This window comes from Haoranjiania flava, from assembly GCF_025631005.1.
Classification (GTDB): Bacteria; Bacteroidota; Bacteroidia; order Chitinophagales; family Chitinophagaceae; genus Haoranjiania; species Haoranjiania flava.
Genome location: NZ_JAOTPL010000008.1, coordinates 21,432 through 41,885, shown reverse-complemented (window position 1 = coordinate 41,885; position 20,454 = coordinate 21,432). Strand labels below are relative to the sequence as shown.

General features: G+C 41.4%; 16 protein-coding genes. 12 read left to right on the top strand and 4 right to left on the bottom strand.

The features are described from left to right. Positions 1 to 140: 140 nt before the first annotated feature. The 8 genes from OD355_RS07140 to OD355_RS07105 all read left to right on the top strand — a co-directional run bounded on the left by OD355_RS07140 (position 141) and on the right by OD355_RS07105 (position 12,045). On the top strand, positions 141 to 686 hold the full coding sequence (locus tag OD355_RS07140; protein ID WP_263037772.1) for an RNA polymerase sigma factor: 546 nt from the start codon (positions 141 to 143) through the stop codon (positions 684 to 686). Positions 687 to 937: 251 nt separating this feature from the next. Further along, positions 938 to 2,383 carry a FecR family protein gene (locus tag OD355_RS07135; RefSeq protein ID WP_263037771.1) on the top strand — a complete coding sequence of 482 codons (1,446 nt, stop codon included), beginning with the start codon at positions 938 to 940 and terminating at the stop codon, positions 2,381 to 2,383. 148 nt (positions 2,384 to 2,531) lie between these two features. Then, entirely contained in the window at positions 2,532 to 2,675 is a 144-nt protein-coding gene (locus tag OD355_RS07130) for a hypothetical protein (RefSeq protein ID WP_263037770.1), read from the top strand. A 276-nt stretch (positions 2,676 to 2,951) separates the two neighbouring features. Then, positions 2,952 to 6,029, top strand: coding sequence for a SusC/RagA family TonB-linked outer membrane protein (locus tag OD355_RS07125; protein ID WP_263037769.1), 3,078 nt, complete (start codon positions 2,952 to 2,954; stop codon positions 6,027 to 6,029). Positions 6,030 to 6,390: 361 nt separating this feature from the next. Further along, positions 6,391 to 8,031: a RagB/SusD family nutrient uptake outer membrane protein gene (locus OD355_RS07120; protein ID WP_263037768.1), complete on the top strand. Its 1,641-nt coding sequence runs from the start codon at positions 6,391 to 6,393 to the stop codon at positions 8,029 to 8,031. A gap of 25 nt (positions 8,032 to 8,056) precedes the next feature. Continuing rightward, a complete protein-coding gene (locus OD355_RS07115) occupies positions 8,057 to 9,196 on the top strand; it encodes a SusE domain-containing protein (RefSeq protein ID WP_263037767.1) in 1,140 nt (379 codons plus the stop codon). Positions 9,197 to 9,355: 159 nt separating this feature from the next. Next, positions 9,356 to 10,540: a glycoside hydrolase family 76 protein gene (locus tag OD355_RS07110; RefSeq protein ID WP_263037766.1), complete on the top strand. Its 1,185-nt coding sequence runs from the start codon at positions 9,356 to 9,358 to the stop codon at positions 10,538 to 10,540. An 83-nt stretch (positions 10,541 to 10,623) separates the two neighbouring features. Next, entirely contained in the window at positions 10,624 to 12,045 is a 1,422-nt protein-coding gene (locus OD355_RS07105) for a glycoside hydrolase family 125 protein (RefSeq protein WP_263037765.1), read from the top strand. A gap of 170 nt (positions 12,046 to 12,215) precedes the next feature. Here OD355_RS07105 and OD355_RS07100 read toward each other — a convergent pair whose 3' ends face one another. The 3 genes from OD355_RS07100 to OD355_RS07090 are packed head-to-tail and all read right to left on the bottom strand — an operon-like array spanning position 12,216 to position 15,677. Continuing rightward, a complete protein-coding gene (locus tag OD355_RS07100) occupies positions 12,216 to 13,586 on the bottom strand; it encodes an aldose epimerase family protein (protein ID WP_263037764.1) in 1,371 nt (456 codons plus the stop codon). A 6-nt stretch (positions 13,587 to 13,592) separates the two neighbouring features. Further along, positions 13,593 to 14,162: a hypothetical protein gene (locus tag OD355_RS07095; protein WP_263037763.1), complete on the bottom strand. Its 570-nt coding sequence runs from the start codon at positions 14,160 to 14,162 to the stop codon at positions 13,593 to 13,595. Between the two features lie 3 nt (positions 14,163 to 14,165). After that, on the bottom strand, positions 14,166 to 15,677 hold the full coding sequence (locus OD355_RS07090) for a glycoside hydrolase family 125 protein (protein WP_263037762.1): 1,512 nt from the start codon (positions 15,675 to 15,677) through the stop codon (positions 14,166 to 14,168). 296 nt (positions 15,678 to 15,973) lie between these two features. Between OD355_RS07090 and OD355_RS07085 the strand changes: the two genes are divergently transcribed. Then, complete coding sequence (locus tag OD355_RS07085; protein ID WP_263037761.1) at positions 15,974 to 16,366, top strand: BlaI/MecI/CopY family transcriptional regulator; 393 nt, start codon at positions 15,974 to 15,976, stop codon at positions 16,364 to 16,366. Continuing rightward, complete coding sequence (locus OD355_RS07080) at positions 16,363 to 17,775, top strand: M56 family metallopeptidase (RefSeq protein ID WP_263037760.1); 1,413 nt, start codon at positions 16,363 to 16,365, stop codon at positions 17,773 to 17,775. The genes OD355_RS07085 and OD355_RS07080 overlap by 4 nt, the downstream gene beginning before the upstream one ends. 5 nt (positions 17,776 to 17,780) lie before the next feature. Here OD355_RS07080 and OD355_RS07075 read toward each other — a convergent pair whose 3' ends face one another. Then, positions 17,781 to 18,395 (bottom strand): WbqC family protein, encoded by a 615-nt coding sequence (locus OD355_RS07075; protein ID WP_263037759.1) that lies wholly within the window; start codon positions 18,393 to 18,395, stop codon positions 17,781 to 17,783. 297 nt (positions 18,396 to 18,692) lie between these two features. Here OD355_RS07075 and OD355_RS07070 point away from each other — a divergent pair, with 297 nt between their 5' ends. Both OD355_RS07070 and OD355_RS07065 read left to right on the top strand, forming a co-directional pair. Beyond that, positions 18,693 to 19,172, top strand: a complete 480-nt coding sequence (locus tag OD355_RS07070) for an NDR1/HIN1-like protein (RefSeq protein ID WP_263037758.1) — start codon at positions 18,693 to 18,695, stop codon at positions 19,170 to 19,172. Then, the gene (locus tag OD355_RS07065; RefSeq protein WP_263037757.1) at positions 19,169 to 20,425 is read left to right on the top strand and encodes an alpha-amylase family glycosyl hydrolase; all 1,257 of its coding nucleotides are present in this window, start codon (positions 19,169 to 19,171) and stop codon (positions 20,423 to 20,425) included. Before OD355_RS07070 ends, OD355_RS07065 begins: the two co-directional genes overlap by 4 nt. Positions 20,426 to 20,454 lie beyond the last annotated feature (29 nt).

Here is a 20,454-nt window from a genome sequence, read left to right as displayed (position 1 = left end):
ACAATTATAGATAACACAATTTATTTTTTAAATTGTGATCGTGCTGCTTTAAGTAACTGCGAGATCTTGCAACAAATAGTTTACCAATAAATAGAAAAATAAGTATCTTTATGATCGGATATTATATAACATCAGCGTAAATGATTGAAGAAATAAAAAATAACAACCCGGAAGTTTTTGAGTTTTTTTTCAACAAGTATAATGAATGTTTGTTTTTTTATTTTCTTAAAAAAACCAAATCCTACCCTGATGCGGAAGAACTTACACAGCAAACCTTCATAAAATTTTGGGAGTACAGATCTTCTTTATCAACCGAAGTACCTGAAAAAATACAACTTTTCCACAAAGCGCGGCTGGTGCTTATTGACTGGTTGCGCAAACAGGCAACAATGCGTAAGCTGTATGAAAATCTTTCCCATCAGGCAGAACCTGCTGAAGAACCGAAAGATAATATTAACTATGAAGAAAGTGAGCAGCTGATAAAAAAACTCCACTTGAGCATCAACAAACTGCCGAAAACAAGGAAAAAAATTTTTGAACTTTTTCAGTTTAAAGGTTACTCCTACAAGCAGATTGCTACCATTCTGGATATTTCCCCAAAAACCGTAGACAATCATATTTACCAGGCTATGAAGCAATTGAGGAAAATGATGTCGGCGATGATTATTTTACTTTTCCTGAAATAACATGAAGCTGTTAGCTATTATATACTCCTCATTCTTATGGGCAATACCTCAGCTTTATAACATTGTTTTGTTTAGCAGTATAGTTACCGGATTGTTTTTCATTCTCATTTCTGCCGGGCAGCATTTATTCAGCCCTCTCTTCACATGAGTTCTGCGCCATACACTATAGGTTTGATTCTTTTTTTCAACAAGTAATCCAGCTTTTTTTTAAAACAATAGGGAATTTGTAAGGTAGCACGTTATTATGTTTGATGAACGAATCATTCGACACATTAATCAGGCGATTTATAGACAATAAATGTTCTGCAGAAGAAGCAGAACAAGTATTGGATATTTTAGAAAAGTATCCTGAGCTTTTAGAAAAGTATTTGGACCAAAGTGAATTTGAATCTATTGCCTCAGGTAATTTTCACCTGCCCGCCCGCGTGAAAACAAGGATAAAAGCAAAAGTTTTCAAAAACATCGATAAACCGGCGACCGGAAAAATTTTCTTTAAAGCACTTGCAGCAGCGTGCATTACAGGCTTTTTTATTGCCTTATTTTTTATCAGAAACGATAAAGAAAGCGTTTTACCCCAGCTTTCCGGCGAGCTTGCGCAAACCATTGACGGCTCTTTCATCAACCAATTTCAAAAAACAATTGCAAACACCGGTAGTGAAGCAATGCATGTGCAGCTTCCTGATGGCTCAACAGTAATTTTAAAGCCAAAAGCGGAAATAAAATATCTTTCCAGTTTCACAAAAGCAAGAAATATTTATCTCAAAGGGGATGCTTATTTCAAAGTGTCTAAAGACGCGCAGCATCCATTCAAAGTGCATGAGGGCGGTGTGGGCATTACCGCTCTGGGAACCGAATTCTGGGTTTGCAATCAAACAAATGAAAACATTATCAGCGTAAAACTTGTAGAAGGAAAAGTGCTGGTAAGCCCTGTTTCAGCGGATTTTACTTTTAAGGATGTGGTACTCTACCCCAATCAGGATTTTATTGTCAACAAAATTGCCGGCACTACTGCGTTGCATGATAATACCTTGCAGAAGCGAATTGCGCAAGAAACAGGTGCATTAAACCAGATCAAAAAAGAAGCCGCTGTGGTAAACATCAATGAATATGCGCTGCAATTTTCTTATACGCCGGTGACGGATGTTTTTGCCATACTGGAAAATTATTTCAATGTAAAAATTGTGGTTGATAAAGCCATACTTTCCAACAGCCAGTTTACCGGCAAAATTTATCTAAAAGATTCCATCGAAACCATCATCAGGAAAATAAGCGAATTGAATAATCTGCAATTCATGTTGAAGCGTAGCCCTGAGAACGATACTATTTTCATGAAACAAAAATCTTTGGTCTCAGATCCTCCGGCGGCACGGCAAAGCAGCGTGCAGCCATTCATCAGGAATAATTTATACACCACTCCGGCTGTAAAAGTTTCCGTAACGGCTGATACAAAATTTAAAAAAGAAATTTTTGTAAATAAAGAATATATAGAATTCAGGTATGCTACTATTCAGGAAGTTTTCGGCGAGCTAAAGAAGTATCACCAGATACAGATACAGATGGAGGAAGGCATTTCGCAAAATTTATTTACCGGGAAAATATACCACAATCTCCCTGTAGATAAATCAATAAAACATTTGTGTAAAATAAACGATCTGCAGTATTCTGTCATTGCAGAAAGATTTTTGATTTATAAATGAATAACCATTTCGCCTGAGGTGACGCCAACGGTGGACGCGTATACATCTAAAGTACATACCGATATCTATGTGGGACCACAGGAAATACACATATGCAATAGTGATAAGAATGCAGCATACCAACCGCGGATGAATAAGCTTATTCCATGTGGCAATTAAAAACAGCCGCAAAGCGGCGCACCGCAATGATTATATGGGGAAAGGAAGTTCACTGAAAGTAACTCCATCTGGCCCAAAACAAAAATATCAGGCTATTAAAAACAATAAAATAAAATATAAAGGAATGAAATAACCATAAGATTGAGCATCATACCCACCGGGAATGAGTATTGAATCTAAAAAAATGGTTATTCCATGTGACAACTGAAAAACAAATAAATTATATACACATGAAATAGCCATAAACAAGGTTGCACACCAACCGCAAATGAATAAAGGCTATTCCATGTGCAACTGGAAAAAACAAATAAATATACACATGAAATAGCCATAAACAAGGTCGCACACCAACCGCGAATGAATAAAGGCTATTCCATGTGGCAACTGGAAAAAACAAATAAATATACACATGAAAAGTAAGCACAAAATGATCATAACCTCGTTGTTGCTATGCCTTTCTGCTGCATTTGTGCATGCACAGGAAAAAACAGCAATAGAGGGGACCGTTCTCACTGTCAACGGAGAACCATTATCCGGGGTTTCCATCAGGGTTGTTCATGATGATACCGGTGAAAGCCATTTTACTACAACCAATACAGAAGGGATTTTTAATTATCCCAACGTGACGCCTGGCAACACTTATGATCTGTTTTTTGAGTATGTTGGTTATGCAGCTGATTCATTGATCAATTACAGGATCAACACCCCAGGAAAAAACACGGTAATGATCCGTCTTGCCGAGCAGGCTGCCGAACTGGGAGAAGTGGTAGTTGTAGGTTATGGCACGCAAAGGCGTGCAGATGTGGTGGGCGCGCTGGACAAGGTAGCAGCAGAAGCCATCCAGGGGAAGCCGGCCGTTAATACCACACAAGCCTTACAGGGTACTTCGCCGGCGCTCATTATCCAGCAGCGCAACATGGAGCCGGGCGGTGCAATGAACATCAACATCCGCGGCATTAATTCTATGCAGGATAATTCACCATTAGTGGTGATTGATGGTGTTGTTGGCGGCGATATCAACCTGCTGAATCCTGCTGATATTGATAATGTTTCTGTATTGAAAGATGCCGGCACAGCTGCTATTTACGGCTCCAGGTCTGCCAATGGCGTAATATTGATCACTACAAAATTCGGAAGACGCAATACCCCGGTTACTGTCAACTACAATGGGCTTGTAGGCGTGCAGGTGCCCAACATTCCATACAAGCCCGTAAAAGGCTATGAGAATATGATTCTAAGAAACCAGTCAGAGATCAACGCAGGCAATGCACCGGTATTTTCGCCACAACAGATCAGGGAAAGGCAGCAGCAGGGTGATTATGAATGGGCGCTCTACACGATTTTGAAAAATGCCATACAGCACAATCACAACATCAGCGTAAGCGGGGGCAATGAAAGAACCACATTCCTCGTTTCCGGCGGCTATACCAATCAGGAAAGCAACCTCGTAGGCCCCAGAAAAGGATGGGAAAGATACAACTTCCGTGTAAACATGACCAATACAATCGGCAAGGTAAAATTAACGACAAACATTGCCTACAATAAGAGCTTTGGCAAAGACCACTCTAACTTCACGTCAAACCTGATTGCAGACGCCCGAAGGTTGCCGCCTTATTATCTTTTGAAAGATAGTCTTGGCAGATACCTGATCAACGACGTGCTCACAGAGTTTAGCCCGCTGGGTCTTCTGGAGGCAGGAGGATACAGGAATTATAACAATGATAATATACTGGGCAATTTTATTGCCGCTTACGATATCACAGACTGGCTCAACATCAGAGGCGTTTTTGGCTTCGATCAAACAGCAAACCACCAGGTAGAGCGCCTGATGCAGGTTAATTTTTATCCCCGCGGTACTGCCAATGCTGATCGTGACGTGTGGGACAGAAACTCTAAAGGCGTTTTCTACAATACACAATTGCTGTTAGAAGCTAAGAAAAGATTTGGTGTACACAACACTTCTCTTTTGTTAGGCGCATCCAATGAGTCATATAATTATTTTGCTAACGGAGTACATAAAAAATTCACTGATCCTGAACTGGGTATTCCCGGCGATGGCACGGTTGTATGGACGGATTCATACAATTCATTATCTGACAATAACCAAAACAGCCTGAACTCTTTTTTCGGCAGGGCATCTTATAACTACAGCAATAAATATTATGGCGAATTCAGCTTCCGCTTCGACGGATCTTCCAGATTTCCTGGCTACAACCGCTGGGGCTTCTTCCCTTCTATTTCGCTGGGCTACCGCATCACAAATGAAGATTTTATGCAGGCCTACAAGCAAAATGTCGGCGATCTTAAGCTGAGAGGTTCATACGGTATTTTAGGTAACCAGAACATTGACAATTATCAATATTTATACAGATATCTTCTGTACAACAATGCTTATGCATTCAACAATATTCCTGTAGGCGGTACAGGCGTTAGGCCCAACAATCCCGACATCAGTTGGGAAAAATCTGCAACAACCAATATTGGTATTGATGCAACCTTCTTTAACCGTGCACTGGAATTGTCTTTCGATTATTTCAACAGGATTACTTCAGACATTCTTATCCCTCCTGCCGTGCCGGGAACATTTGGCGCTACTTTTCCTGATTATAATGCAGGGAAGTTGAGAAATGAGGGATGGGAGATCAACGCTACCTATAACAAAGCAGGCAGGCTCTTCAATCACCGCATCAGCTTTAACCTCGGCGATAACAAAAACAAAGTATTGGATTTTGGTGGAAATACAGAAATACGTGGCGCGGAAGAAATGCGCATTATTCTAAAAGAAGGCGTTCCTTTCCGCTCTTATGTAGGATATAAAAGAGACGGCTACATACAAAATCTGGACGATGTGCTCAACGCTCCGCGCCCCGCAGGCTTAACAGTTGGCATCGGCGATAATAAGTATGTGGATTATAACCAGGACGGAGTAATCAATGATGCTGATCTGTTCATTCTGGGTAACGGCTTTCCGAGACTAAATTACGGGTTGACTTACAATGTTACTTTCAAAGGAATTGACCTGATGGTATTTCTGCAGGGTGTAGGTAAAAGAACCGCGGCGCTTAGAGGTGAACTTATAGAGCCGTTTCACTTCAATTATGCACAGATAATGTATAAACACCAGCTTGACTTCTGGACACCTTTCAACACGGATGCGCGTTTCCCGCGCATAGCAGCGGCAGGAAGCCAGTCTGTTACCAACAACTATCGCCAGGGCTCCGATATGTATTTATTCGACGCTGCTTACCTGAGAGTGAAAAACATCCAATTGGGTTATTCACTGCCTAAGACAGTGCTTGACAAAGCAAAGCTGAAAGGCCTGCGCGCATATGTGTCAGTGCAAAATTTACTCACGTTTTCCAAGCTCAATTTTATGGACCCGGAAACAACAGAGTTTAATAATAATCTCATAAACGATGGCGCAAACAGTGCAAGAGCATACCCTACACCCATATATTATGGATTTGGAATTGATATTACTTTATAAAGATGATGAGAGCATTTGCAAAATCGATTACCTGATAGAATAAATATACACACATGAAATAACCATAAACATTAGGAATCTATACCAACCGTGAATGAGTATTGAATCTAAAAAAAATGGTTATTCCATGTGGCAACTAAAAAACAAATAAATATATACACACATGAAATAGCCATAAGCATAGGTGCATACCAACCGCGGATGAATAAAGACTATTCCATGTGACCATAAAGAAAAAATAAAAAATATACACATGAAATAACCATAAAGATTAAGAATCTATACCAACCGGGAATGAATATGGAATCTAAAAAAATGGTTATTCCATGTGACAACTGAAAAACAAATAAAATATACACACATGAAAATAATGAAAACATACAAAATAATGTTTGTTGCCGCCGGCATCCTTTCGTTATCTTCCTGTATGAATAAACTGGATCTTTACCCCACCAACCAGTTTACGGAAGAAAATTATTGGACCAATAGCCAAAAAGCACAAAGCTTTTTAAACGACGCTTATCACAACATGGCTGATGCCGAAAGGTATTTTTACAACGAAGCGCTTTCCGATAATGCTGTTAATCTTCGCGGAGATGTACAGGGAGCCGCATCCATTGCCTCGGGCGTAGCAGATGCTGGCCATGGAAGATTTTCAAACGAATGGTTCCGGCGCTATCAGTCGATACGTAACGCCAACATGCTTCTCGAAAACATTGACAAGGTGCCCAATATGGATGAAGCCCTGAAAGAAAGAATGAAAGCAGAAGCCAGGTTCATCAGAGCTTTTGCTTACTTTCACCTGGCAACATGGTTTGGCGATGTGCCCCTTTTCAACACGGTTATCAACTTTAATGACTCTAAGACAATCAGCCGTTCTCCGCACCAGCAAGTGATCAGCTTTGTGCTAAGCGAACTGGATGCCATTGAAAGTACTCTTCCCGTACAGTATCCTCAAAATGAAAGAGGAAAGATCACAAGAGGAGCCGTTATAGGCATGAAGGCAAGAGTGCACCTACTTGAAAGCAACTGGCAGCAGGTAATAGCGGAAACAGAAAAACTGATTACCTCTACGGCCAACGGTGCTTATAGCCTCTTTCCATCGTATGCAGGTCTTTTTGAAGAAGCCAATGAGTTCAATTCAGAAGTCATCTTCGATTTTCAGTACGTGCAGCCCAATGTTTCTTACAACACGTTTTTCGATATTGCCCCGCTCTCGGTCGGCGCCCGACTGAATTCGCTGGCACCAACACAAGAATTGGTAGATAGCTATCTGATGATGAATGGAAAACGCATTACCGATCCGGCTTCAGGCTACAACGAAAACGAACCGTATGTAAACCGCGATCCGCGATTAACGGCAACCGTTGTTTATCATGGTTACCAGTGGCAGCGTCCCGATGGAAGTTTTAAAACAATCTATACGCGTCCCGGTACAGATCCGGTAAGAGATGAGAACGGAAATGCAGCCGATGAATACAGGCCAGGCTCATCATCCTCGCCTACCGGTTATTACTTTAGAAAATATTACGACCTCAATTCAGGCACAAACTTCCGTTCGGGCTTAAACCTGATCATTATGAGGTATGCCGACATTCTTCTTATGTATGCCGAAGCAAAAAATGAATTGGGACAGATGACAGAAGAGGTCTGGAACAAAACCATCAGGGCCATCCGCCAAAGAGCAGGATTTACGGCTGCTGAAGCGCTGAATTTCAATGCCGCTCTCAGCAATGCACAGATAAGGGAAATTATCCGCAACGAAAGAAGAACAGAACTGGTACTGGAAAGCCTCCGAATTTTTGACATCAAAAGATGGCGCATAGCCGGCCAGGTGCTGAACGGATGGGTGCACGGCGCTAAATTTGGCCCTGCTTCTGTTGATAATGGTTACCTGAGAGTGCAGCAAAGAGTCTTTGATCCTGCCAAACATTACCTGTGGCCAATACCGCGCCAGGAACGAAACATCAACCCCAATTTAACCCAAAACCCTAACTGGTAATTATTAATATTAAAAACGATATAAAATGAAACAGAATCTCTTAATCTTTTTATCCTTGCTGGGCATAATGTCTTTCTTTATTTCCTGTAAGAAAGATCATTCGCTGAGCAGCCTGCAGGTAACGGAAGTAAAAAATCTTTATGCTCCTTCAGAAAATAAATTCATTAAAATGACCTCTCCCAACAGCACCCTCACTTTCGAGTGGGAGCAAGCAAAAGCCGAAGACGGAGGCATGGTACTTTATGAAGTGCTTTTTGATCGTGAAGCCGGCGACTTTTCTAACCCGGTGTATGTAATGCCCTCAGATAATAACGGCATGTACAACGTACTCACGCTTAAACATGCGGACTTAAACAGGATCGCTTCTTTAGCCGGTATTGAACCGGAAGCCGTGGGCAAAATCAAGTGGACAGTGGCTTCCTCTAAAGGAGTAAATCAAAAAATTGCTGCTGTGTCTCGTGTGTTTGATGTACAGCGCCTGCCAGGCTTTACAGATCTTCCGCCTGAGCTTTATCTTTACGGGTCAGCTACAGAAGCCGGCGACAACATAGCAAAAGCTATTCCTTTTAAACAAACAGCCGATGGCAAATTTGAGATTTTCACTTCATTAAAAAATGGAGAGTACAAGCTGGTTGACAGAACCACAGGCACTCCGGTTTCTTACGCAATTGAAGGAAACAAAATTATAAAAAGCAACAACGCAGCTTCTGTCAGCGGCGGAAACAATGCTTTCAGAATCACGCTTGATTTTACCAATGCTTCCGCAACGGTGCAAACTGTACAATCTATAGGGCTGTGGTTCCCGCCGTTTGGCAGGTTCCTTACAGAAATTCCTTATGCCGGTAATGGTATCTGGAAAAAAGAGAATGTATCTATTATATTTAAGCAGGAAAGCTGGGGAAGAGATGAACGGTATAAATTCAGAATGAAACTCAGAGATCTTGCAGGAAACGAGTCTGACCTTTGGTTTGGCAGTTCAAACCGCGACAATCAGCGACCGAACAGCGGAACGCCTGCTTCTTATTGGTATCTTTATGAGGTTTCTAACCATGATTGGGATAATTCTTTCAAATTTGATGGCAATGCCGATATGAAAAATGTGGATGTAATTCTTGACTTTAGAGCCGCCATTCCACAATACACTCATTCCATCATCGTAAAATAAAATATTGAAAAGCCGGCTGGCTTCATCGCCAGCCGAAAAAAATTAAATTTTGATATGAAATAACCATAAAGATTGAGCATCTATACCAACCGGGAATGAGTATTGAATCTAAAAAAATGGTTATTCCATGTGGCAACTAAAAAACAAATAACTATATACATGAAAAAATTGAAATTAAACGGCAAACTGTTGATCATTACACTTTCAAGCATCGTATTGTTCACTCAGTGCGCCTGTACCAAAACAAAGGTGCAGCCTTTATATCCTATTGACAATAATGGCCAGAATACTTATACCTACAACTGGGCAGCTTTAGCCGACTCTTTGCAGAATAAACTCCATTCAGATTTTCTGGCGCAAAATGGGAAATATTATGCGCAGGACAATGCCGGCAACCAAACCTTTCATTACTGGCACAACGCGCACGCCGTGGATGTGCTGGTAGATGCCTATGAACGCACAGGCAATGATGTATACATGCAGCGCGTAAACAGCCTGCTCACAGGCATGAGGGAAACAAATCCTGTACGCCGCAACACGCTCATTAATGATTTTTATGACGACATGGGATGGCTGGGGCTTTCTACTTTAAGAGCCTACGATCTTAGTAAAAATACGTTGCAACTTGATATTGTAAAAACACTGTGGCAGGATATTCTTACAGGCATCAACGACATTCAGGGCAGAAGCCTCGGATGGGCTAAACACCGCCTCTACTTCAAAAACACGCCTGCCAACGGGCCCGCGATCATCATGGGCCTGCGTCTTGCACGGTCAACCGGGGATCAACATTACAAAGACACTGCCGTAATGCTTTACGACTGGCTTCGCTCTAATCTGATAGATCCGGTGACGGGTATTGTTTGGGACGGCGTTAATCCAAATAATCAGGGGGGAATGGAAAAAGCAATTTACACCTACAATCAGGGCTTGTTTATTGGCGCTGCCCTGGAAATGTATGCCGATACAAAAGACAAAAAGTACCTTGACGATGCCATTAGAACAGCAAGAACTTCTATGCGCAGCAGCCAGGTAGCCCCCGGCGGCATTTTAAAGCCGGAAGGACAGGGCGACGGCGGGTTGTTTAAAGGGATTTTTGTGCGATATTTTGTAAAACTGGTACAAAATAAAGACCTTAGCGAATCAGATAAAAAAACGATGGTAAATTTCTTACTTAACAATGCTCAAAAATTAAATAGTTCAGGTATCAATCACCAGACCTTATTAATAAGCCCTGACTGGAACAGTATGCCGGCCGGCACAATTGACCTTTCTACGCAATTGAGCGGCATGATGCTCATTGAGGCAATGGCAAGCCTTCAGAAGGAAGGCATTGTTCAATAATTAGAATTACAGATTACAAATTACAGATTACAGATTACAAATTATAGCGTAGGCATTTATTTTATTTATTATTAATCAAAATTATGAAAAGAAGAGATTTTGTACAGAAGGCAGGTATTTTAGGGGTAGGCCTGGCAGTGAACAAATTTAGTTTTGCAGCAGAAAATCAGAATAACTTCCCCACTGTACGTGTGCCGTCTTCCAAAAGGCATTTTACCAGCAGAAGCGTGGAAGATGCCATCAAAACATTCAGCTCAAAAGTAAAAGATCGTGAATTGGCATGGCTTTTTGGAAACTGCTATCCCAACACGCTGGATACCACCGTTTATTACAGCGAAAAAAAGGGGAAACCGTTCACCTATGTAATTACCGGTGATATAGATGCTATGTGGCTCAGAGACAGTTCAGCACAGGTGTATCCTTACCTGGAATTTGTACGAAGAGATGCGCCCCTGAAGAAATTGATAGCCGGCGTTATCAACAAGCAGACAGAGTTTATTTTAAAAGACCCGTACGCCAACGCATTTTACAATGATCCTGACAAAAAAGGCGAATGGTTCAGCGATTTCACTGATATGCAACCCGGCGTGCATGAAAGAAAATGGGAGATAGACAGCCTCTGCTACCCGATACGGCTGGCCCATGGCTACTGGAAAGAAACAGGCGATACAGCGCCGTTTGACACAAAATGGGAGGAAGCCATCAAAGCTACGCTCAAAACATTTAAGGAACAGCAAAGAAAAGACGGCAACGGCCCTTATAAATTCCAGCGCCGCACGCAAAACCCCACCGACTCCTTACCGATGCATGGTTATGGAAATCCGGTAAACCCTGTAGGACTAATCGTTTCTGCATTCAGGCCGAGCGATGACGCAAGCATCTTTTCTTTTTTAGTGCCTTCCAACTTCTTTGCCGTTACCAGTTTGCGCCAGGCAGCTGAAATGATGAGCGCTATTCGCAAAAATACAAAACTTGCAGGCGAACTTCTGGCATTAGCCGAGGAAGTAGAAAAAGCTTTGAAAGAATATGCTGTTTTCAATCATCCGAAGTATGGAAAAATTTATGCTTTTGAAGTAGATGGATTCCACAGTTATAATCTCATGGACGATGCAAACGTGCCCAGCCTGCTAGCGATGCCGTATTTAAAAGGTGTTCAACGCACCGATCCGGTATATGTGAATACAAGAAAATTTATATGGTCAAAAGATAACCCACATTTCTATAAAGGAACCACAGCCGAGGGTATCGGCGGCCCGCACATTGGAAAAGATATGATATGGCCGATGAGCATCATCATGAAAGCCCTTACTTCCAATGACGATAAGGAAATTAAGTGGTGTATTGACACGCTGAAGAAAACTCATGGCAATACGGGCTTTATGCACGAGTCTTTTCATAAAGACGATCCTAAGAACTTTACACGTTCATGGTTTGCCTGGACAAACACGCTCTTTGGTGAGTTGTTGTGGAACACTTTAAAACACAAACCGCATTTGTTGAGCTGATATTTTGCTTTTTACAGCAGTTAACTACAGTGCGTATAAATGTATATTTAATGCGGCTTTAAGGCCTGCACATATAATCAACCGCGCTGCTACTCACTACTTACCTGATTAGTCTTAAAAAACTGCCGGCACATACGCGCCGGCAGTTACATTCAGTTTTTTATTATCATTTACTCCACCCCTATTTCATAAACCGTAGTAGAGCTATATTCTTCTCCCGGCTGCAGAATACTGTTGGGAAATGCAGGCACATTTGGACTGTTGGGGAAAGCTTGTGTTTCCAGGGCAATAGCATCGTACTTTCCGTAGGGTTTGCTGTGTGTTCCTTTGCGCGATCCGTCAAACCAGTTAGCTGTATAGATCTGTAAACCCGGCTGATCTGTATATACTTTTAAATACCTGCCGGATTGAGGGTCTCTTAACTCTGCGGCTTCCAGCAGTTGCTGAAAGGGCTGCATGGTGAGCACATAATTATGGTCGAAGCCCCTGTCTTCGGCAAACTGATCAATATTTTTTTCCAGCTTCGTAAATTCTCCGAAATACAATGGATGGTCTTTGTCCAGGAATTCCAATTCACCTGCCGGTACATTGTTCTCGTTCTTTTTGGTATAGCTTTCAGCGTTAATTTTAAGCTCATGCCCGGTGACCACATCTTCAAAACCATTGAGATTAAAGTAGCTGTGGTTGGTAAGGCTTACAGGTGTAGCCTTGTCAGTGGTAGCGCGGTACTGTATCTTCAATTTATTTTCAACGCTTAGTGCATAAGTTACCTGTACCTGCAAATTGCCCGGGTAGCCTTCTTCGCCGTCTTTGCTGGTATATTCCATAGTTACAGAAGCTTCAGTGGCTGTTTCCTGTTGGCCTGTTACTTCCCATACTTTCCTGTGAAACCCGTCAATACCTCCATGGAGGCTGTTGGGGCCATTGTTCACAGGGAGCGTATAAGATTCACCGGCTATGGTAAATTTGCCATCGGCTATCCGGTTGGCATAACGGCCTACCAGCGCACCAAGGTAATAGTCATTATCATCGCGGTATTCTTCGGCCGTGTGGTAGCCCGCAACAATATTGTGTATCCGGCCGTTTTTGTCCGGCGCTTCAATTGACTGGATGGTGCCGCCGTAATTACTTACAAACACTTTTACAGTACCGTTGTTTAATTCATAAATAGAAACCTGCTGGTCGTTGATTGTACCCCAGTCTTTTTTTGTTACGGATAAATTTGACATATTGTTTAAGTTTAATTGTGTTTCAGCAGTGTTGCCTGTATTCGCAGCTCCCGCCTCTTGCAGTAAAAACTCATAAAGGATTTGTGATTCATGTGTGAGCTTATCAAAATTTACAGCCAATTGCGGGATGATGTCTGCCAATGTATTGATCCTTCCTTCTGTATCTAAAAATTTATTCAGCACTACCACGCTCTTACGCTCCAGCAGGCACCAGCCGCTTTGAAAATTTCCCCGTTCGTACCGCACGGTATACGCTGATTCCGTAAGAATATCTTCCAGCTTTTTTAAAAACGCAGGTGTGTATTTTATCATTATACTTTATTTGAAATCTAATCTCTGGTCAATGATAGATTCTATTTTTTTAAATAAATGATGCGGTTTATAAACACGCCATTCGTGTATCTGCATCAGCTCAATATAATTATGCAGCTTGCCCAGTTTGTATTCGTATTGTGCAGGTTCAGAGAGATTCAGCATTACAGCCCATCCGCCTTCATCGTTCAGCTCTTCAAACAGCGCTTCATAATAGTCTTTTCCGTTGCTGTGAAAATTCAATACATTTTCTGCAATAAAAATAAAATGTATGATGCCCTCTTTGTGCATAGGATCCAGCAATTCATATTTCAGCGTCATGATGTCGTTTTCAATGGCATCGTTCCACTCGCCTATCAGCTCTATAATGGCCACGTGCATATCATAGTCTGCAAAAATTATTTTGCAATACAAAGTCCTGCTGCCAAAATCATCCCACTGGGGATGTATATAGTAATTGTATACCGTATTGGAATATTCAAACTCGCTATACTCCCGTCCAAAGAAGGGAGAATGCGCATCATCCTCTGAAATATAGATATGACGCCAATTGTAATGAGGCTCTATATCCTGCATATATTAAAAATTAAATATTCCCTTGCGCTTCACCGGGCTTGCCGACGGCGACACTGCCGCAGGTTTTACATAGTCCAGCAATGCTTTATTTTCTTTGTAAACTTTCAGTATAAACTCTCCGAACAAGGTATTGGCCCAGGCAAACCATTTCCTTGTAAAGTCAATAGGTGCATCTTTATCAAAGCTCTCATGCATAAATCCTGTGCCGGCATGGGTGGTCCGCAACATTTCCAGGCAGCTGGCAATTTCTTTCGGGTCACTGGAGGTCATGCCGCGCATAATGATAGCCATCGGCCAGATCTTATTCATTAATGTATGCGGGCTGCCCACACCTTCTGCGGCCTTTCCTTTGAAGAAGAAAGGATTCTCTTCGGACAATACATATTTCCTGGTGTTCTGGTATACCAGGTCTGACTGAAATACACTTCCCAGGTACGGCATAGCCAGCAGGGACGGTACATTGCCGTCATCCATTAAGTTATAACTGCCGTAACCATTTATTTCGTAAGCATACATTTTGCCGAACTGCGGATGCACAATGGTAGCATAGTTTCTTAATGCTGTAAATACATCCCTGGAGAGGTCTCTGGCTTCTTTGGCTTTTTCTGCATCTTTAAAAATGGCCTCCCACATCTCAGCCAGGTGTACCAGCTCGCTGGCTGCAAAAAAATTGCTGGGTATCAGGTATGGATATATGGTGGCATCATCGCTGGGCCTGAATATGGAACAGATAAGCCCGTTGGGTTTTACAGGATAGCCATAGCCGCCAATAGGCACGCCGTCTGTAGCCCAGAAAGTTTTACGCTGGAATTTATACGGCCCTGCTCCCTGAAAGCGCTGCTGCTCTTTAAAGGTTTTTACCACGGCTACCATGGCATCTTTCCATAAGGAATCGAAAGGCGCGGTATCTCCTGTGGTTTTCCAGTAAGCATATGCCAGGCGTATCGGGTAGCAAAGGCTGTCTACCTCCCATTTTCTTTCATGCACGCCGGGTTTCATGTCCGTAATGTCGGTTTCCTTCCATTCACTTACTTTTTTGGGATCTTTGAAAAATGCGTTGGCGTACGGGTCAAGAATAATAAACTTGTTCTGACGGCGGATAACACCTTCAATCAACCTCTTTAATTCTTTATCATTCTTGGTCAGTGGTATATATGGCCATACCTGCGCAGAGCTGTCGCGCAGCCACATAGCATCTATATCGCCGGTGATCACATAGGTATCGGGTTTGCCGTCAATAGTGGTATAATCTACCGTAGTGTCAAGCGTGTTGGGAAAGCAATTTTCAAACATCCACGCCAGTTCTTTATTTTTTATATTTTGTTTTACCTGGTCAATAGTGCTTTCTACGGCTACACTCTTAAATTTTCTTCTGCCTGTGGCGTAACGAACTACCGGAAAGGTCTGCTGCTGGGGTTGTGTAGTACCTGCAGCAGTTTGTGCCGCTGCTGAATTTGCTACTGTCAATGCCGCCCCGGCAAGCGCTGCCTGCTCAATAAACTTTCTTCTTTGCATACCTGAATCTTATAAATATATTTTTACTTTTATTTTCCTGAATAAGATGTATAAAAGTACGTGATTGTTTAAAATTATAAAAGTCAATTTTCCCCTTTGATGTGTATTTTTCTATTTGTTTTCAGTTGCCCCGATATTATCGGGATCTTTTTTGATTAATAATCATTCCCGGTTGTGTCGGCCTAAGGCACGATGGTTATTCCTTTACCAAAAAGTTAATATTGTTCTGCCAGGCTGATTTTACATTTTTATACATAAATAATATTTTATTTTTGATACGAAGTAATTCGTAAGCTATGTATCATCGCAAAGAAACAAAACCAACCGACGGCGAGCTGGAAATTCTGCGCATACTGTGGCAGAAGAAAAAAGCAAGCGTGCGGGAAGTATATGAAATAATATCTGAAACCAAGGACTGCGGCTACACAACCACCCTAAAACTTATGCAGATTATGTATGAGAAAAAGCTGGTAACCAGGAACACCGATTCCAAAACACATATTTATCAACCGAAGGTTTCCCGGGAGAGCCTGCAAAAAAACCTTCTTGGTAAAATTATTGATAATGTCTTTGAAGGATCATCTACCAGCCTGATCATGCGTGCACTCGGGGAAAATAAACCTTCACCCGATGAATTGGATCAGATACAGGAATTACTCAACCGGCTGAAAGAAGAAAAAAACCAATGAACCTCCTAAATGCGATAGGCTATAGCATCATACACATACTTTGGCAGACTGCCGGTATATATGTTATTTTTGCATGCGTAACGAAAGCATCTCCCCATAATTCTAAAAGAATTTACGGCCTGGCTTTAGCCAGTCAAGCCTTGATCTTCCTGCTGTTCGTATCTAACATCATTTATTTTTCAGCCAGGCAATCAGTTCCTGCTCCTACTTCAGCAACTTTTTCTATTCAGGGCTTATTGCCATGGATCACCCTGGGCTATCTGCTGTTCCTGTTGCCGGCAATAGTAAACTATAAAAACCGGGCAAATAACATAATTAAAGGTAGCTGCTGTCAACACATTGATAAACAGATAGTTGATTTTATAACCACTAAGGCGGCAGAATTAAATATTCAAAAAAAGATAAAGCTGGTGATAACTGAGTTTGCTGATGCACCATTCGTCACCGGTTTCCTGAAGCCAGCTATTTTTCTGCCCGTTTCTTTGCTTACACAGCTAACTCCCATACAGGTAGAAGCTATTCTTCTGCACGAGATCATACACATCCGCCGCAATGATTACCTGGTCAACTTATTGCAGGTAACTGTAGAAAAGATATTATATTTCAATCCTTTAGTTAAATCAATTGGAAATGAGGCCCGAAGGCAGAGAGAAATGCTTTGCGACAAGGAAGTAGCTTTTCAATACGACAGGATGATTTATTCAGAAGCTCTGCTATCTATTGCCAGGCAAAATAATCTGTCTGCGCTCCCTGTTTTTGCCAACGGCAACTCACAATTTGAATTGCTGGAAAGGATAAAAAGACTGTACGGAATACCTTTCTGCCATTCAATTATGAACTATAAAGTGCTGCTGGCAACCGTTGCATTTTCGCTTTTGGGATTGCTTCCTCAAAATCCCGGCAGGAAGGCTCAAACCGCGGACCAATATCAAACGGCTTATAGAAGTGAAATTAAAAGCTTTGTAAATGAACCAGTTGCAGAGGTTGATGCAAAATATCAAAGTAATAATGTTTCCAGCGAAATAACTGCTATCAAGCCAATAGCAAAGCAAAACACCCAGGCCAAACCTGCTGTAACTAAGATAGAAAAGACAGCAACTCCTGTTGCGGAAAAAGCCAATAACCCTGGTAAAAAACAAAGCCCCGAGGTATACACGGTTACGCTAAAAAACAATAGCCCGGAACTGCTCCGTGCTTTTAAAGATTTGAACACAGTGCTGCAAAACGAGCAATTGCAATACAGCGCTTACCAAGCTGCTGACATCCAAACAGAAAACGGCAGCGTATTTAGTGCAGAAAACCATATCCGCACTGAAAATTACGTGGTGACAATCGTGGAGAACCAAACAGAGACTACCATCAGTATCGAAAAATCCGGTAAAATTTCAACGGTAGAAAATATTAACTAACCTATCTAAGTAGTTGATTTTAGGATATTTGAACTGTTATTTCCCTCCATAAACAGCAAATCTAATATACTTACATTAGGCTTAAAGCCTACCTTATCTTCAAACAACTGAGTGTACCTGGGCGAAGGCTCTACAGTTTCATAAGTATCGGGGTAATAACCGATACCGGGTCCCATATCGTTGTAATCATCAGTAATCTCTACAACTAATTCATTTTTATGAAGGTAGGATAATATAATCCTAATAATTTCCAGGTTCAAATCATATAAATAGGTAAATCTTTTTTCAAACAGCTTAGCAAGATCATCTCTGTAAAATGCATAGAACGGTGAATTTGCGTAACAGCTTTCTATGGTTCGGAAGTGAATTTTCCGCCAGCTTTCAGCATAGGAGATTTTAACATTTCGAAACAATTCTTTTTGATTCCTGTTCCTGCCACCTTCCAGGGGTACTGATAAAAATATCAAACCGTTACTTCCAACCAATCCACAGCGGTTGTAAAAACTGCGTTTTTTGAACCTCTCAGATCCGTTTAAAACGATATTTGATTCACTAATTGAATTTTTAAACCAATTAACGCATGGAAAATATTGACTATCAAATAATTTTTGTTGTTTCATATAGGTATTGTGCTATTTTGTCAGCAGGCAGATTTTTACAAGTATTAGAAAATAAAATTCATATTTATGTCATTAATTTATACTTTATATAAATACAGTAAAAAATTAATGAACAAACTATTACATATTCATAATCGTGTTACAAATATTAGTATAAATCTGCAGGACCTTAAGACTTTGTTTTACTAATACTTTTAGTGATCAAAGATAAAAAATTAAAATTGATTTTGAGCGATGATCGCGCAAAATGAAGTACATTGCACCGGTAAATATTTACAGCGGCTTAAATCGAGAAATATGAAATTTTTTAATGTAAGATGCCCGGCTCTCCTACCCTGTTTTTTAACATTTGTATTTTTTTCGTGCAAGGCTCCTGAACCTTTTGAGTTTCGCGGGCTGGAGAATCTTACCTTGGGTGAAGTAAATACAGACAGCGCCACCATCACTACAAATGTTGTTTTTTATAATCCCAATAGTTTCCGTGTTTCCCTGAAAAACCTGGAATCTGATTTTTATGCAAACGAATCGTTGATATCGCATTACGTTCTGGACACATTATTGGATGTACCTGCTGCTACAGAAATGAGGATACCTGTTTCTCTTCGGGTGAACGTTCAACCGATTTTAAGCAATGCCGTTTCTGCTTTTTTAAACCGGCAGATTTTACTGCGCATGAAAGGAAAAACCCAGCTTGGCCATTCAGGCATTTTTATTACCGTTCCTTTTGAGTTTTCAAAAAATCAACAGATTGACCTGCCTAATTTATTTGCCGAATGAGTACTTTCTACAAAATGGTTGAGTGGGCAGAAACTGCTAATATTTATGAAGTCAACATCAGGCAGTATTCCGATGCCGGCACTTTCAGAGGATTGCAGACCCACCTGGCTCGCCTCAGCGAAATGGGTGTAAAAATTCTCTGGCTAATGCCAATCACGCCCATTTCTGAATTTGAAAGGCAGGGTACTCTGGGCAGCTATTACGCCTGCAGCAGTTATACAGAAATCAATCCTGAATTCGGAAACAATATAGATTTCAAGAACCTGGTAGCTGAAGCCCATTCTTTGGGCATGAAGATCATGATTGACTGGGTGGCCAACCATACAGGCTACAGGCATGAGTGGGCGTTGCATCACCCGGAATGGTATCAAAAGAATGAACACGGAGATTTCACCGAAAATCATGGATGGACAGATGTGATAGACCTGGATTACCACAACCACGAGATGCGTATTGCCATGATGAATGCCATGCAATACTGGGTAAAAGAGTTCAATATTGACGGCTTTCGTTGTGATATGGCGCACCTGGTGCCGCTGGATTTCTGGCACAGCGCGCGAAAGGCCTGCGAAGAAATAAAACCATTATTTTGGCTGGGCGAATGTGATGAAGATAATTACAGCGAAGTTTTTGATGCTACCTACACCTGGCGCTGGATGCATGCCATAGAAAATTTTATACAGGATACCGGCAGCTTTCAAGATATGTTCAGCATAATTCAGCACTACGATCATCTGCCCGCAGGTGCATTGAAAATGTACTTTACCTCCAACCACGATGAAAACAGCTGGAACGGTACAGAATATGAAAAATATGGTAAGCTGGCATTACCGCTGGCAGCTTTTACCCAAATGGTGAAAGGAATTCCTCTGATCTACAGCGGCCAGGAACTTCCTAACCTGAAACGGCTCAAATTTTTTGAAAAAGATATTATTGAATGGCACAAGTCAGGCTTGCAATTACACGGCTTTTACAAACAACTGTTGCAGTTGCGCAACTTCTCCCCTGCTTTTGAAAGCGATGCCATATATATATGTAATGCGATAGAAGATTGCGGCATCAGCATAACGAGGAGAAAAAATGATACTGAGATCATAGCGCTGTTCAATTTTTCGGATAAGGAAAAGATACGGGCGCAACCCAAGAATAGAGCAGGCAAATTTACCAGCCTGTGCTCAGGAGTTACCTACAATTTTAATGAGGGAGAAACTTTTGAATTGTTGCCGGGTGAATACCTTCTGTATGTAAAATAACATTCCCACAACAATATTTCCTTTCTTTC